At 54.3% G+C, this 13,777-nt stretch carries 12 protein-coding genes and 1 pseudogene; 4 read left to right on the top strand and 9 right to left on the bottom strand.

The genetic code is table 11. The features are described 5' to 3' along the window. Nucleotide 1: 1 nt before the first annotated feature. From GKG36_RS04455 to GKG36_RS04440, 4 genes are read right to left on the bottom strand one after another with little or no spacing between them, the layout of a single operon-like run. Nucleotides 2-934, bottom strand: coding sequence for a carbohydrate kinase (locus tag GKG36_RS04455; RefSeq protein ID WP_154259404.1), 933 nt, complete (start codon nucleotides 932-934; stop codon nucleotides 2-4). A 43-nt stretch (nucleotides 935-977) separates the two neighbouring features. Next, nucleotides 978-1,595, bottom strand: a complete 618-nt coding sequence (locus GKG36_RS04450; protein WP_015564179.1) for a hypothetical protein — start codon at nucleotides 1,593-1,595, stop codon at nucleotides 978-980. Beyond that, the gene (locus tag GKG36_RS04445) at nucleotides 1,582-2,232 is read right to left on the bottom strand and encodes a DUF624 domain-containing protein (protein WP_154259402.1); all 651 of its coding nucleotides are present in this window, start codon (nucleotides 2,230-2,232) and stop codon (nucleotides 1,582-1,584) included. Before GKG36_RS04445 ends, GKG36_RS04450 begins: the two co-directional genes overlap by 14 nt. A 17-nt stretch (nucleotides 2,233-2,249) precedes the next feature. Then, entirely contained in the window at nucleotides 2,250-3,305 is a 1,056-nt protein-coding gene (locus tag GKG36_RS04440; RefSeq protein WP_097781456.1) for a LacI family DNA-binding transcriptional regulator, read from the bottom strand. A gap of 331 nt (nucleotides 3,306-3,636) precedes the next feature. Between GKG36_RS04440 and GKG36_RS04435 the strand changes: the two genes are divergently transcribed. From GKG36_RS04435 to GKG36_RS04420, 4 genes are all read left to right on the top strand, one after another. Then, nucleotides 3,637-4,584: an ABC transporter permease subunit gene (locus GKG36_RS04435; protein WP_005945026.1), complete on the top strand. Its 948-nt coding sequence runs from the start codon at nucleotides 3,637-3,639 to the stop codon at nucleotides 4,582-4,584. A 13-nt stretch (nucleotides 4,585-4,597) separates the two neighbouring features. After that, entirely contained in the window at nucleotides 4,598-5,503 is a 906-nt protein-coding gene (locus tag GKG36_RS04430) for a carbohydrate ABC transporter permease (protein ID WP_173012883.1), read from the top strand. 76 nt (nucleotides 5,504-5,579) lie between these two features. Further along, a complete protein-coding gene (locus GKG36_RS04425; RefSeq protein WP_154259400.1) occupies nucleotides 5,580-7,250 on the top strand; it encodes an extracellular solute-binding protein in 1,671 nt (556 codons plus the stop codon). A gap of 24 nt (nucleotides 7,251-7,274) precedes the next feature. After that, on the top strand, nucleotides 7,275-8,750 hold the full coding sequence (locus GKG36_RS04420; RefSeq protein WP_154259398.1) for a glycoside hydrolase family 32 protein: 1,476 nt from the start codon (nucleotides 7,275-7,277) through the stop codon (nucleotides 8,748-8,750). Nucleotides 8,751-8,834: 84 nt separating this feature from the next. Here the strand turns inward: GKG36_RS04420 and GKG36_RS14550 are convergent. The 5 genes and pseudogenes from GKG36_RS14550 to GKG36_RS04400 all read right to left on the bottom strand — a co-directional run. Then, a pseudogene (locus tag GKG36_RS14550) lies at nucleotides 8,835-8,990 on the bottom strand (DUF6061 family protein); the annotation flags it as partial. A gap of 314 nt (nucleotides 8,991-9,304) precedes the next feature. Then, nucleotides 9,305-10,213, bottom strand: a complete 909-nt coding sequence (locus tag GKG36_RS04415; protein ID WP_243138981.1) for an integrase DNA-binding domain-containing protein — start codon at nucleotides 10,211-10,213, stop codon at nucleotides 9,305-9,307. A 107-nt stretch (nucleotides 10,214-10,320) separates the two neighbouring features. Further along, nucleotides 10,321-10,542, bottom strand: a complete 222-nt coding sequence (locus tag GKG36_RS04410) for an excisionase (protein ID WP_173012894.1) — start codon at nucleotides 10,540-10,542, stop codon at nucleotides 10,321-10,323. Between the two features lie 143 nt (nucleotides 10,543-10,685). After that, nucleotides 10,686-11,933: a plasmid recombination protein gene (locus tag GKG36_RS04405; RefSeq protein ID WP_243138982.1), complete on the bottom strand. Its 1,248-nt coding sequence runs from the start codon at nucleotides 11,931-11,933 to the stop codon at nucleotides 10,686-10,688. Between the two features lie 342 nt (nucleotides 11,934-12,275). Beyond that, nucleotides 12,276-13,595: a phage/plasmid primase, P4 family gene (locus GKG36_RS04400; protein WP_154259396.1), complete on the bottom strand. Its 1,320-nt coding sequence runs from the start codon at nucleotides 13,593-13,595 to the stop codon at nucleotides 12,276-12,278. Between the last annotated feature and the right edge of the window lie 182 nt (nucleotides 13,596-13,777).

Here is a 13,777-nt window from a genome sequence, read left to right as displayed (position 1 = left end):
TTCAGCCCTCCACTTCTGCAAGGGTGGGCATGGCGGGGATAGCACCATGTCGGCTGGTGGTGATGCTGGCCGCTTTGTTGGCAAAAGCCAGAATGCCTTCCAGCTTGTCCACCGTCAGGGTGTCCAGCTTCTCCTTGCAGAGCTTGGACAGCGCCGCCCCAAAGAAGGTATCGCCTGCGCCGTTGGTATCACCCACCTTGCAGGGGACGCCTGCCACATGGCCGGTCTTGTCCCCAAAGCGGTAGAATACGCCGTTTGCACCCAAGGTGACGAAAATCAGCCGGATGCCGTTCTGTGCCAGTTGTGCCGTGCCGCTTTCGCAGTCAGTGGTTCCGGTGAGCAGGGGCAACTCCTCATCGGACACCTTCAGGATATCCACCAGCGGCAGGGGAGCTTTCATCTGGGCAATGGCGTCCTCTTTGTTCTTCCAGAGGTTTGCACGGTAATTTGGGTCATAAGTAATGACAGCACCCAGCTTTTTGGCGCGGGCGGCAGCATCCAGCGTGGCAGTGCGGGAGGGGTCAGCGGTGAGGCTGACAGAACCAAAGTGGACGATTTTGGCAGCTTTCAGAGCCTCGTCCGAAATGTCCTCTTTGCACAGCATCACGTCAGCGTTAGCGCTGCGGTAGAAGCTGAAATCCCGCTCACCGGCGGCATCCACCGAGACCACCGCCATGGTGGTGGGGTGGTCTGCATCCACCGCCATGCCGGAAACATCCACCTTGTTTTCTGCCAGAACCTCTTTCAGGTAGCGGCCAAAGGCATCCGCACCCACCTTGCCGATAAAGGCGGTCTGTGCGCCCAGTCTGGAAGCAGCCACAGCCAGATTGGCCGGTGCACCGCCGGGGTTTGCGGCAAACTGGGGGATGCCGCGCGCATCCTTGCCGGTCTGGGTCAGGTCGATCAAAACTTCACCAATCGTTAAAATGTCCATGCGTTTTCTCCTTATTTTTATCCTATAAGCTAAAACCCAACGGTCACCGCTGGAACAGATAATGAATGTAAGCGGCTGCACGCTCCGGGTGCGGTGCATTCTGCACTACCCCAAGATAGACCTTGCCAGAAAAACCTGCCTGCCTGACAAACGGCGTGTCCGAAATATCCAGCACGGTCCCACCGGCGTTCAGACCCGACAGTGCATGGAAAGACGCATCCAGTGTCCGCAGATCGAGAAAATAATCATCTGCCAACAGTCGATCCCGTGCATATTCGTCCATCAGAACAACATCTAACCGCTGGGCACTGACTGCACCCAGCAGCTTCATCTCCGAAGCATATACATACTGCTCCTCTGCGCGTTCGCTTTCGCTGAGCAGCAAGCCGGACAGCAGATCGACCTGTTGCTTTTTGGTCAGACCCTGCGCCTCGGCAAAGCCGGTGGTAAGCTGTTCCGTCAGATCAGACCCGGCAGTGATATTTACCAGACCAAGGTAAAGCACATCCTCTTTTTTCGTCACATGACGGTAGGCTGCATACCCGAGGATATAGACGACGATGAGCACGATCGCAATGGGCAGCTTGTAATATGCCCAGATGTGCTCCCACTTTTTGCGCCCATGGAGGGAGCGGAGCGTATCCCGGTCAGTTTTTGTCATGGTCGGATTCCTCATGTACTGCATCAGGGTCTCCACCGATCTGATAGAGGATCCGAAGCATCAGAAAGGAGCAGAGCATTGCGCAGAAGCCCATGCCCAGCAGGAATGCAGGCGTGAACACAAACACTATGACGTACCCCATGATGCCATAGATCGCCGCCATCAGCAGGGTGCAAAACAGATACCGGACACCCACGAGAAACGCTGTTTTCAGGATGCCGAAGGTGGTGTTTTCAAACCGTGCCAGCAGAGGAAAGGCATACAGCAGAACGATGCCGTACAGAACTGCCGCACCAATAAGCACTGCAGTGAGCAGCGTCCAGAAAATGTTTTCGCTCCACATTCGGCGCAGCACAAAGCCATCCACAGCCAGCAAACTGCCGACTGCCAGCAGGATCAGCCAGAGTTTTGTGGCAGGCTTAAAATTTTCCCGGAACGCCTTAAAAAACATCCGGGTCAGACCATCGTCCCGATCTTCCGCCATTTTGAGCGTGACGTAGAACAATGCGGTCGTAGAAGCTCCTATGGTAACGATGGGCAGGCTGCACACGAGCCATAAGATGTTCAGGTAAGCACTGTAAGTCAATTTCGTCAGCACAGCAAACAGCGGCTTGTCCGTATTGCACAGGTCACGCATGGGGGTTCTCCTTTCGCTCAATCTCCTGTGGATTCGCGCAGGATCAGGTTGGTTTCCGTATAGACGGTGCGATAGTTCAGCGATGGCTCTTCGATGCGGGTCATAAGCAGATTGGCAGCGGTGTAGCCCATGATCTGTCCATGGATATGGATCGAAGTCAGATGGGGGGCAAAGTAAGAAGCCTCCTGACTGTCATCGAAGCCGCAGACCCAGATATCATCGGGAACCGAATATCCCAGTTCATTCAATGCCTTGACCAGATCCATGGCAACAAAGTCATTGGCGCAGACAAAGGCATCCGGCATCGTTTTGAACCGACGTATGGTTTCGTACAGGGATACCGGATAGTTCTGCTGTCCGGATGGCATCGCACAGGTGCTCAGGCCTTCTGTCAGACCAAAGTACTCCACTGCATCCTTATAAGCCATATAACGCTCAAAGAAGGACTGACAGTGGTTTTTATCCCCCGCAAAGCTGATGCGTTTTTTGCCGCGCTGGACCATGTGGGCCACCGCATTCTGGACCTCAATGCGGTTTTCCATATAAAGGCGGTCGGCTTTAAGGGGAGGACGCATATCCATCACAGGGGTGTCTACAAACAGCAGCGGAACATCCAGATCGCACAGCATCTGTGCGTAGTCATAGTCGAATACTTCAATGCAGATGATGCCGGCTGTGCGCTGGATGTTGAGAGAAGATGGAAGCTTTTTCTCTTTCAGCTCTATGGGAGAAATGCGATGAATGGTCGTACAGCTATGCAGATGCTCGATTTCCGACTGGAAACGATCCAGCATCATGGAGGAAAAGTGAGAGCTGCTCAGAAACTGGGTCGTCAGCATGGCGATCTCCCGTTTGTCACTCGGCAGAATGGAATGCTCTGCTGCTTTTGCAGTGTCTTCCTGAAACAGCGGCAGATAGGCAAACTGCTTATAGCCCATTTCGGCGGCTTTGCGCAGGATCTTCTCCCGTGTGGCATCTGCCAGCACACCGGTGTTGTTGATGGCCTTTGAAACTGTGTTGCGGGAAAGCTGCAGTTCGTTTGCAATATCCTGAATGGTGACTTTGGTTGCCATAAGTCATCCTCTTCCTTTTATAAATAAAGTCTGGTGACGGATCTTATTCTTTGCGACTCCAGTATAGTGCAAATGCACAAATTAGTCAAATGCAAAAATGCAAATCATCATTTTGCATATTTGCGCACTTTTGGATTTGTGCATCTGTACAAATCCACAATAATTTTTGATGTATACCATGAATTATCGTTGACATTCGCTTGCGTGAGTGGTATAAATGAATTACAGAGTTTTACATTTGCACAAACGAAGTGAAAAACGTAAAATTCAAAGGTGCAAATGTAAAGTGCGAATCAAACGGCAAGCAAATCAAAAAGGAGGAGAATGATTCATGAAAGCAAAGACGGCCTCGCCGGAAACGGCTGTGCTGACAGCAGAACGCAAGCTGCACAACACATGGGTCTACATCAAACGGCATTGGCAGCTTTACCTGTTGTTCCTGCTGCCTGCCGTGGCGCTGACGCTGGTGTTCAAGTACGCTCCCATGGGCGGTGTGCTGATCGCGTTCCAGAAGTACAATCCCTTCAAGGGCATCTGGGGCAGCGAGTGGGTAGGCTTCAAAAACTTTACCCGCTTCATGTCCTCGCCGGACTTCCAGCGCTATCTGATCAACACCCTGAAGCTGAGCGTCTACGGTCTGCTGTGGGGCTTCCCGATCCCCATCCTGCTGGCATTCCTGCTCAACCGTATCGAGAGCAAGAAGATCAAGCAGAAGGTGCAGCTGGTGCTGTATATGCCCAACTTCATCTCGGTCATCGTGCTGTGCGGCATCGTCCGAGTGCTGCTGAGTGTCACCGGTCCGGTGAACGGCCTGCTTCACACCAGCATCAACTTTATGACGCTGCCGGAAGCGTTCCGCCCCATCTACATTATCAGCGGCATCTGGCAGGGCGCCGGCTGGGCATCCATCATGTACACCGCATCCCTTTCTAACGCCAGCAAAGATCTGAAGGAAGCTGCGATGATCGACGGCGCAAACCTGATCCAGCAGATCATGACGGTGGAGTGGCCCGCCATTAAGGATATGGTCGTTATTCAGTTTATCCTGCAGGCAGGCAACATCATGAGCATCGGTTTTGAAAAAGCCTATGCCCTGCAAACGGACCTGAACCTGAACACTGCCGAGATCATTGCAACGTACGTTTATAAAAAGGGCCTGTTGGACGGAGATTACAGCTTTTCCACGGCAGTCGGTCTGTTCAACACCGTTGTCAACGTCATCCTGCTGATCGCAGTGAACAAGATCGTTGCCAAAATGAACGATGGCAAGGGCTTGTAAGGAGGGGTTTACCATGGCAAAACAGAAAAAATCAAAAATGGCCCTCTACACCAGACAAGATAAGATCATCCTGTACTGCGGCTACGCACTTCTGGGCTTGTTCCTGCTGGCGATCATCGTTCCGATGATCTACATCGTCATCGCGTCCTTTATGGACCCGGTCACTCTGCAAAACAAGGGCATCTCCTTTGATTTCAGCAAGTGGAGTCTGGATGCTTACCAGCGTGTCGTTTCGGACAAGCAGATCTGGGTCGGCTTCAGGAACGCAGTGCTTTACTCGATCATCTTCACCATCATCTCGGTAGCTGTGACGATGCTTGCCGCTTATCCCATGTCGCTGCCGGACTTCAAAGGCAAAAAGATCTTCAACACCTTGTTTGTGATCACGATGTTTTTCAGCGGCGGTCTGATCCCCACCTACCTGCTCATCAACAATCTGGGTCTGCTGGATTCCATGTGGGCGGTCATTCTGCCGGGAGCATTCAGCGTGTGGAACATGATCATTGCCCGTACCTATTATCAAGGCATCCCGCGTGAGCTGCGCGAAGCTGCGGATGTGGATGGAGCCAGCGAGATGCTTTACTTCTTCAAGATCCTGCTGCCCGTCTGTATGCCGGTGGTGGCAGTTCTGGCTCTGTGGCAGTTCGTGGCAATGTGGAACAGCTACTTTGACGCCATGATCTACCTGAACAGCGCATCGAAGCAGCCGCTGCAGCTGGTGCTGCGTTCCATCCTGATCCAGAGCCAGCCGGAATCCGGCATGATCGCAGATATCCAGAGCACTGCCGAACGTGCCAAGATGGCAGAGCTGCTCAAATATGCAACCATTATTATTTCCAGTCTGCCGCTGCTGGTGATGTATCCCTTCTTCCAGAAGTATTTTGATGCCGGCATCATGGCTGGTTCCATTAAAGGCTGAGAATATTCCAGAATTTTATAAGCCGGTACGCTCATCTGTTACACGAAAAAAGAAACATGAAAAAGGAGAAAATACCATGAAAAAGCTGATCTCTCGCCGCAACTTCCTCAAGGTCTGCGCTCTGGCGGGCTCTGCCGCTGCTCTGTCTGCCTGTGGCGGCAAATCCACCGGCAGCGGCGATTCTGCTGCCGCAGCTGTGGACGTGACCGGTGCCGTTACATTTCCGCTGTCCGAAAAGGTCACCTTTACCGGTATGACCAGCTTCCCTGTGGGCAGCGAACCCGAACCGAACAACCGCACCATCTTCAAGCGTCTGGAAGAGCAGACCAATGTGCACATCGACTGGACCGCCATCCAGTCCGACCAGTGGAGCGATAAGATCACCCTGAATATGTCCAACCCCAATACCCTGACGGATTTTGTTTTTACTGCTGATTTTACCGACAGCAATCTGCTGCGCTACGCAGATCAGGGTGTCATCCTCAATCTGGAAGACTACATTGACAACAATATGCCTTATCTCCAGAAGGTCTTTGAGCAGTACCCGGAGTACCGCACCATGTGCACCGACAGCGATGGCCACATCTGGGCACTGCCCTGGATCGAGCAGCTCGGCGCAGAAAAGACCGCCATCCAGACCATTGGCAACATGAGCTTCATCAATACCAAGTGGCTGAACTTCCTCGGTCTGTCGATGCCCACCACAGTGGACGAGTTTGAGCAGGTGCTGATTGCATTCCGTGATAACGCCGCTTCTATCAAGGCAGAGTATGGCATTGACGGCGACATCATCCCCATGTCCTGCATCGTCAACAACGGCGATCAGGACCCCAGCATCCTCATCAATGGCTTTGGCGAAGGCTACGGCGATGCAGACAAAGACCGCCATATTGCCGTTACCAACGACCGGAAAGTCATCTGTGCCGCCACCCAGCAGGGCTACCGTGATGGCCTGGACTGGCTGCACAAGCTGTATGCCGAGAAGCTCATCGACCCGGAGTGCTTCACGCAGGAGTGGTCCACCTATGTTTCCAAGGGCAAGGCTGGCCGCTATGGTGTCTGCTTCAGCTGGGATGTTGCCAACATTGACAACCTGACCGACTGGGAGCCGCTGCCCGCCCTGACCGCCGATACCCGAAATATCACTCCGCAGAACGGTTCTTTCACCAGCGGCTTTGCCCGCGGCAGATGCGTTGTCACCGCAAAGGCGGATAACCCCGCATTGGTTTGCGCATGGCTGGATCAGATGTACGCACCCCTCCAGTCTCCGCAGAACAACTGGGGTACTTACGGCGATGCGGAAGGCTTTAACATCTTTGAACTGTCCACCAACGATAAGGGCGAGCCCATGCTGAAGCACGCTCCTCTGGGCGATGCTTCTCCCGTGGAAGTCCGTGAAGCGCAGTGTGTCAGTGGACCTCTGGCGGTTCTGGATGATTACTATGGTGTATACGTTACCTGCCCGGACGATGCACAGTATCGTCTGGACTGGATCAAGGAGATCTACACCCCGGATATGAACAACGATTATGTCTATCCCAATGTCTTTATGAGCAGCGAGGACACCGAGCAGGTCTCTAACCTACAGGCAGATCTGCAGACCTACATGAATACGCAGAAGGCCAACTGGATCATGAACGGCACGAAGGATGCAGAGTGGAACGAATATCTGAGCAAGCTGGAAGACTACGGTCTGTCCGACTATCTGGGCATTATGCAGAAATATCTGGATGCTTACTACGCATAAGAATTCTTTCCTTTGGAGGATTCCATGAACGATTTGACTTTACAAAAAGCCCGTGCCTACGAGGCCGAGCACGGCGCAGCGATCTCCCCGGAAGAACGCCCTGCTTACCACATGACTCCCTATGTGGGCTGGCTCAACGACCCCAACGGCTTCTCTTATTATAAAGGGAAGTATCACCAGTTCTATCAGTATAACCCCTACGATGTGCGGTGGGCGCCCATGCACTGGGGTCACGCGGTCAGCACCGACCTGCTGCACTGGGAGTATCTGCCCTGTGCACTCGCCCCGGATTCCCCGGCGGACAACGGCCCCGGCTGCTTCTCCGGTTCTGCTACCGAGATGGATGACGGCAAGCAGCTGCTGATGTACACCAGCGTGGTGGCAGAAAAGCAGCCCAATGGGGAGATGCGGGACATCCAGACCCAGAGCATTGCCATTGGTGACGGTCTCAACTACGAAAAGCCTGCCTGCAACCCGGTGCTGACCCAGAAAGACCTGCCGGAAGGCTTCAGCAAGTTCGACTTCCGGGACCCCAAGATCTGGCGTGAGGCCGACGGCACCTACTCCGCCGTCACCGTCTGCCTGGCCGAGGACGGCAGCGGCGCAGCAGCACTGTTCCAGAGCAAGGACGGCTTCGACTGGCACTTTGTCACGGTGCTGGAACGCTGCAACAATCAGTACGGCAAAATGTGGGAGTGCCCGGACTTCTTCCCGCTGGACGGCAAGCAGGTCTTGATGCTCGGCCCCATGGAGATGCTGCCCAAGGGCGAGTTCCACAACGGTCACAACGTGATTGCCTTCATTGGCAGCTACGACGAAGCCACCCACACCTTCACCAGGGAAAACGTGCAGCAGATGGACGGCGGCATCGACTTCTACGCCACCCAGACCACCCTTGCCCCGGACGGCCGCCGCATCATGACCGCATGGCTGCAGACATGGTCGGACACCGAGGATAAGCCCAAGGGCTGCAAGTGGTTCGGGCAGACCATCTGCCCCCGCGAGCTGCACATCAAGGATGGACGCATTGTTCAGGCCCCGGTGCGGGAGCTGGACGCCGTCCACGGCAAGCGCACCTTCCACGAAAATGTAACGGTGCAAAGCGAAACTTCTCTGGAAGGCATCAAGGGCCGTGTGGCCGACCTGACCGTTACGGTGCAGCCCGGCGAATACCGCTCCTTCACCCTGAAGCTGGCCGCCGATGCAGACCATCACACCAGCCTGACCTACGACCCCTACACCTCCGAGCTGACGCTGGATCGCAGCTATGCCGGTTCCCGTGCCGACATTGTTCACCGCCGCAGCTGCAAGGTGCGCAGCCAGAACGGTGCCCTGAAACTCCGCATCCTGCTGGATAAAAACAGCATCGAAGTTTTCGCCAACGACGGTGAGCAGACCATGACCGCATGGATCTACACCCCCCAGTCTGCCGATGGCATCACCTTTGCCGCCGATGGCAAAGCAACTGTTACGGTGGAACAGTTTGAGTTGAATCTGTAACCTGATATTCCTTTCATTTCTCCTTCATTGAATACAGCCCCGCTTTGGCTTCTCCTTCGCCAAAGCGGGGCTGTGTTTGTTATGTTATTGCTCTTCCAGCCTGCCATGGTCGCAACCAAGCGAGAGATAATGCTCAATCTCCCCACCCAGCACAAGATGGGCATACTCCAAGGGCTTGTTGTAGAGCAGCCAGTCCAGCTCTGCCCGCTGTGCCGGGATGTTGCCGTATTCGTCCTCCACGTTTGGCGTATGGTGTAGTTTTTACTGGAAATTCACCAAAAGAAAAAGCCCGAAACTTCTCGGTACATCAAGAAGTTTCAGGCTTTGTTTTGCTTAAATTGGAGCTTGTCGGGGCAAGGCCCCTCCATCTTGCTGGCGCAAGACCGCTCGGCCGCTTAAAAGCCCCACTGGGGCTTTCATTGCTGCGCAAACGCGGAATTTACTGCTCAATCGGCTTCATCGTGGGGACAGGTCAAGGAAGGCTCACAAATGGCTTTATTTTCCTTTATAAGCCTATCCATGCGGCTTCCTTTTTCCTGCTCCCGCACATCTCCCTACGCAACTCTCCACAACTTACCGGCAATTTGGTGTAAAAGTGGTGTAGTAGTTGGTGTAGTGGATTTCAGACCGAAATGCCCAATTTGCCGTTCAGATTTGCAAAGGAATGGGCTTTGGCTTCCTTGGTGGCTTCCGCGTAAATCTCCATCGTGGTGCTGATGTCCCGGTGTCCCATGATGTCCTGAATGATCTTCAGGTTGGATGATGATAAACCCACTCTCGAAGCCGATGTCACCCCAGCACAGGCCAACCGTTTCCGAGATGCGGCATCCGGTCCCCAGCATGAAGGTGAACATCGGGAGCCAGTGCTGGAACTTCGGCGTTTTGAAATTCAGAAACGCCTGCTGCTGGGGCAGGGTCAGAGCGTGGCGTTTGGGCGTTTCGTACTGGTGGGCGGCTTTAATGGCCGTCAGGACACCATCCGTGGGATTCACACGGATGTACTCATCGTCCACCGCCACCGCAAAGACCTGATGGAGAACATTCTGGATGGTTTCCAGCGTGTTCAACGCCATCTTGCCGTTGCGGACGATGCCATTGTAGTAGCTGCGGATATCCGACTTGCGAATGTCCTTGAGCTTCATCATGCCGATCTCATCCCGGACGAACCGATTGTACATATAGACGTAATTGGCGAAGGTATGCTCTTTCAAGCCCACCTTGTTCTTACGCCACAGTTCAAACAGGTCGTTCAAGGTCAGACTGCACTCCGGAATGCGGATGCCTTCTGCCAAGTCGTGCTGGATCTTCTCTTCCTTTTCGCGCAGCCCCTCCAAGGTTGCATCATAGATGGTATGGCGTTTTCCGTTTTTCGCAGTCCAACGGTACATATACAGCCCGTCGCTCTTGCGGTAGACCTCGCCATCCTTCAAAACACGGCCTTTATTGTCTTTACGTCTTTGCATATAAACGCTCCTTTTCATGCACAGAATGTTGAAAAGGAGCCTTACGCCATGAGTATACCATGACGCAAGACTCCCTGCAACATCAAACAGTCAATTTTTGAACCGCATCAGATCGAGAATGCCGTGTCCAGATATTCGTCCAGCTTACGGCGTTTGATCAGCCGTTTGGTTCCGTTCCAAAGGACGAACTTGCATTCATCGCTATCGGTCATTGACCGCAGTTTATTGATACCGATCCCAGAGTAAGCCGCCGCTTCCTCCAAGGTCAGATTACTCTTTTGCCAAATCGGAACTTGTCGGGACTTAGTCCATCCATCTTGCTGACGCAAGACCGTTCCATTGCTTAAAGTCCCCACTGGGGACTTCATTGCTTCGCAAACGCAAACTTCTTTCACTTGCACCTCCAATTCCTTGTAACCGGGTGCCGGGGCAGAAGGTGCCAGCTTTCGGCCCCAAACGCTCCCGATGAGGTTCAGATTTCCGAGTGTCCCTCCTGTGTGCGGGGTTGTGCCGATGGTTTGTTTTGCGCCTGTTCTACCTGCAAGCGGCTCAGCAGTTGCAGAACGGAATCCCGCGCTTTCTCCTTGACCTGCTCCTTGCCCTTCTGCCGGACTTCCGGCTTCAGCAGCTTCTCTTGCAGGCGGGCGGCGGTGGTCTGCATGGTCTTGAGAAACTTGTCCAGCACGCCATCCAAACGGTGAGCGGCATACTCTCTCGTGGCCTGCGGAGCCTTGCGTTCCGGGGACAGCACCCACTTCTTCGTGTCCTCGATCATCCGCATATCTTCCTTGCGGGTCTCGGTGCGTACCACGTCCGTCACGACCTCCACCGCCTTGTCGTAAGCCGCAGCCGATACCTCGTCGATCAGCGTTTCCATGTCGTTGACCTTGAGGGTCAATTCGTCCAGCTTGCTCTGCTGGGCGGCAAGCTGTGCTTTCTGCTTGGCAAGGATGAAGTCTTGCTTTTCCAGATATTTGCGGTTGCCGTACTCTGCTTCTTCCTCCAAATCCAGCCCGTGCCGTTTTGCAATCTCGAACAGCATCTTCCGGCAGGCAGCATCAAAGGTGATCTTGCGGTTATTCCGGCGGCTGAGGGGCTTATCCGGGTCGGGCAGGTCAAAGCCCAGCGCTTCCAGTGCCTTTTCCTGCTGGGGTGCCACCTCACCGTACTTGTTCTCGCAGTCGAACACATGACGCTCATGGATGTGGGGTGTGCTTTCGTCCAGATGCAGTGCCCAGTCCAGCACATGAACGTGTTTGCCGAATTTGGCCTTGAACTCGTCAATGAACTCCGTGACGATGTTCAGCAAATCCTCTGCCGAAGCGTGTTCATTCAGCGTTCCCAACTGGTAAATGGTTTCTTCCGGGCAGGTTTTGCGGCTGGACAACAGGTCTGGAATGGAACGGTTGCGCTCTGTGTGCCGATTCTTGGCGTTGCGCCCGTTCTGGCCTTCGACAAAATCCGTGTAGTGGTTTTCGTAGAACTGCCGTTCCACATCCGAGAAGGTCGCGGCTAAATCGTCCGGGTCAGGTGGAGTGAGAGCCGAACGGAAACCGTGGAAACAGTCCCAGTAGATGTTGCCCTTGGCTCGTTCCGGGTCGATGTGCTCACTGTTGGCAAGGTTGAAACTCCGGTCATTGTGCTTTGGGTTATAGGTGCCGTGGGTTCCGGCTCGTCCGTTGTGTCGTGTTAATTTCAGATAGACATTCCTCCGTTTCAACAGCTTGGTGGGGGAGAACGCAGCAGCGAAGCTGCTGGATCTGCCGCCGTTTTGCGCCAGATAATACCCAGTAGGATATGACGCACAGCATCATATCACTGGGGCAAAGGACTGCGTCCTCTGCACTCCTGCACCGGGCAAGCTGTCCTGAATGGACAGCTTGTCCGGTTTTTCAGAGGGTCATTTTGACCCTCTGATTTTGGCAAACTGCCAACCTGACACTTTGCCAACACCCCTATATGGTGCGTTTTCGGTCAATCGCTGCGTACGTGCGTACAGAGAAAGCCGACTGCCGTGTACGCACGTACGCAGCAAAACGCCCAAATTCTCCTTTATAGGGGGTCATGCCCGCCAGTTATTGGGTGCAAGGTCGGGCTGCACAAGGGCTTCAATGCCGACAAAGCCCCGGACACGCCGTCCGGACGAGTTGACGATGTTATTGGTGGATTCCAGATTATACCTGCGCTGGTTGGCAATCAGCGCATCGCTGAACCCTCTGGCCTTGATCGCATTCAGGCTGTTCTCTTCGCACCACATCCGGTAGACCTCATACAGCTCTTTCGAGCTGGTACTGGCATCCGCTTTCAAGCGGATGTAGCCCTCGGATTCGAGAAAATCGAACACATTGTTGTTATCCCGCTTCACCAGTTCCCGGTTGCGCTTGGCACGGTCACTCTCGGTGAACTGGAAGCCGTTTTTCACCAGCCGCTGCAAGCCCTTAAATGCCCACAGCAGGATGCCCTCGACCTCTGCCGCCATCTTCTCGGCAATGTCCGGGTCGTCCACACGAGATAGGGGCTTGTCCTTAGTGGTCAGGATGAGCTGGCGGCGGTAGAAGCCGTCCGAGCGATCATACAGAGCCTGCAGATCACCGTTGCTGAACGCCAGCAGGCGGGCATACATCCAGCCCTGATAGCTCTGCTTGCCCTTGCGCTCCAAGTCCATCTGCCCCTGTGCGGTCACGATGGACTTGACATAGTTGGTCTGGCGCAGGGCTTCCATCCGCATATCATCGTCCACGCAGAGCAGGGTGTGTTCGAGGTCGGCACGGGCAAAACGGTTCTCCGAGATCTTGCCGATGCTGCCATCCTTCATGTTGCAGCCGAACAGCCGGGACAGCACAACGCCGATCTGCGATTTGCCCTCGCCGCCGCTGCCCTTGATGACCATCATGCGCTGGCCCTTGTTGCTGGGGATCAGGCAGTACCCGATGAACTCCTGCACCGTGGGAATGTCCTCCGGGTAGAGCAGGTCGGACAGGAACCGCAGCCAATGGGTGGGCTGTGCAGCTTTCGGGTCATATCTGACCGGGAGCCGGTTGCGGACGATCTCCGGCTTACCCTCCTGAAAGGTGCCGTCCAGATACAGGGTGCCGTTTGCCAGTGCGATGCGGTCGGTGACAGGTGGGAAGTCCTCCACCTGTGCCGCCAGCTTCAGCACGTCCACCACATTGGTGACCTTCTTAGCAAGGTTCGCCCCAACGTATTCACGCATCATCTCAAAGATCTCGCAGCGCAGGGGCATGGGGTCCACCATTCTGCCGTCCGGGGTGAAAAATGCGCCATTCGAGTAAAGCAGCTGGTGGGTGCTCAGAAAATCGTCACAGAACAGGGATTCGTTGAAAAATCCTTTCTTAAACCATGCAGGGGTAAAATTGCTCATAGGCATTCCGTCCTTTCATTGGCGTTACGGAAAAACGATGTGGTCATTTTGACCACATCGTTTTACTCCGCAACTGGGAAATAAACGTTCTGCCGTTCTCCCTGCATGGCTTTCCTGCCCCCTTCCGGCGGCGTTTTCCGGCTCTCCCACTTGGGGATCATCGCCGGGTATCCCATGCAGAC

It is taken from the genome of Faecalibacterium sp. BIOML-A1, from assembly GCF_009679715.1.
Lineage (GTDB): Bacteria > Bacillota > Clostridia > Oscillospirales > Ruminococcaceae > Faecalibacterium > Faecalibacterium taiwanense.
Note: the sequence above shows the minus strand (reverse complement) of the source record. Positions and strands in the feature narration are given on the sequence as shown.

Bases quoted from the DNA above. Each gene is read 5' to 3' on its own strand.
- GKG36_RS04430 (WP_173012883.1), top strand. From the start codon at position 4,598: ATGGCAAAACAGAAAAAATCAAAAATGGCCCTCTACACCAGACAAGAT.
- GKG36_RS04455 (WP_154259404.1), bottom strand. From the start codon at position 934: ATGGACATTTTAACGATTGGTGAAGTTTTGATCGACCTGACCCAGACC.
- GKG36_RS04435 (WP_005945026.1), top strand. From the start codon at position 3,637: ATGAAAGCAAAGACGGCCTCGCCGGAAACGGCTGTGCTGACAGCAGAA.
- GKG36_RS04445 (WP_154259402.1), bottom strand. From the start codon at position 2,232: ATGCGTGACCTGTGCAATACGGACAAGCCGCTGTTTGCTGTGCTGACG.
- GKG36_RS04420 (WP_154259398.1), top strand. From the start codon at position 7,275: ATGAACGATTTGACTTTACAAAAAGCCCGTGCCTACGAGGCCGAGCAC.
- GKG36_RS04440 (WP_097781456.1), bottom strand. From the start codon at position 3,305: ATGGCAACCAAAGTCACCATTCAGGATATTGCAAACGAACTGCAGCTT.
- GKG36_RS04450 (WP_015564179.1), bottom strand. From the start codon at position 1,595: ATGACAAAAACTGACCGGGATACGCTCCGCTCCCTCCATGGGCGCAAA.
- GKG36_RS04415 (WP_243138981.1), bottom strand. From the start codon at position 10,213: ATGCAAAGACGTAAAGACAATAAAGGCCGTGTTTTGAAGGATGGCGAG.
- GKG36_RS04425 (WP_154259400.1), top strand. From the start codon at position 5,580: ATGAAAAAGCTGATCTCTCGCCGCAACTTCCTCAAGGTCTGCGCTCTG.
- GKG36_RS04400 (WP_154259396.1), bottom strand. From the start codon at position 13,595: ATGAGCAATTTTACCCCTGCATGGTTTAAGAAAGGATTTTTCAACGAA.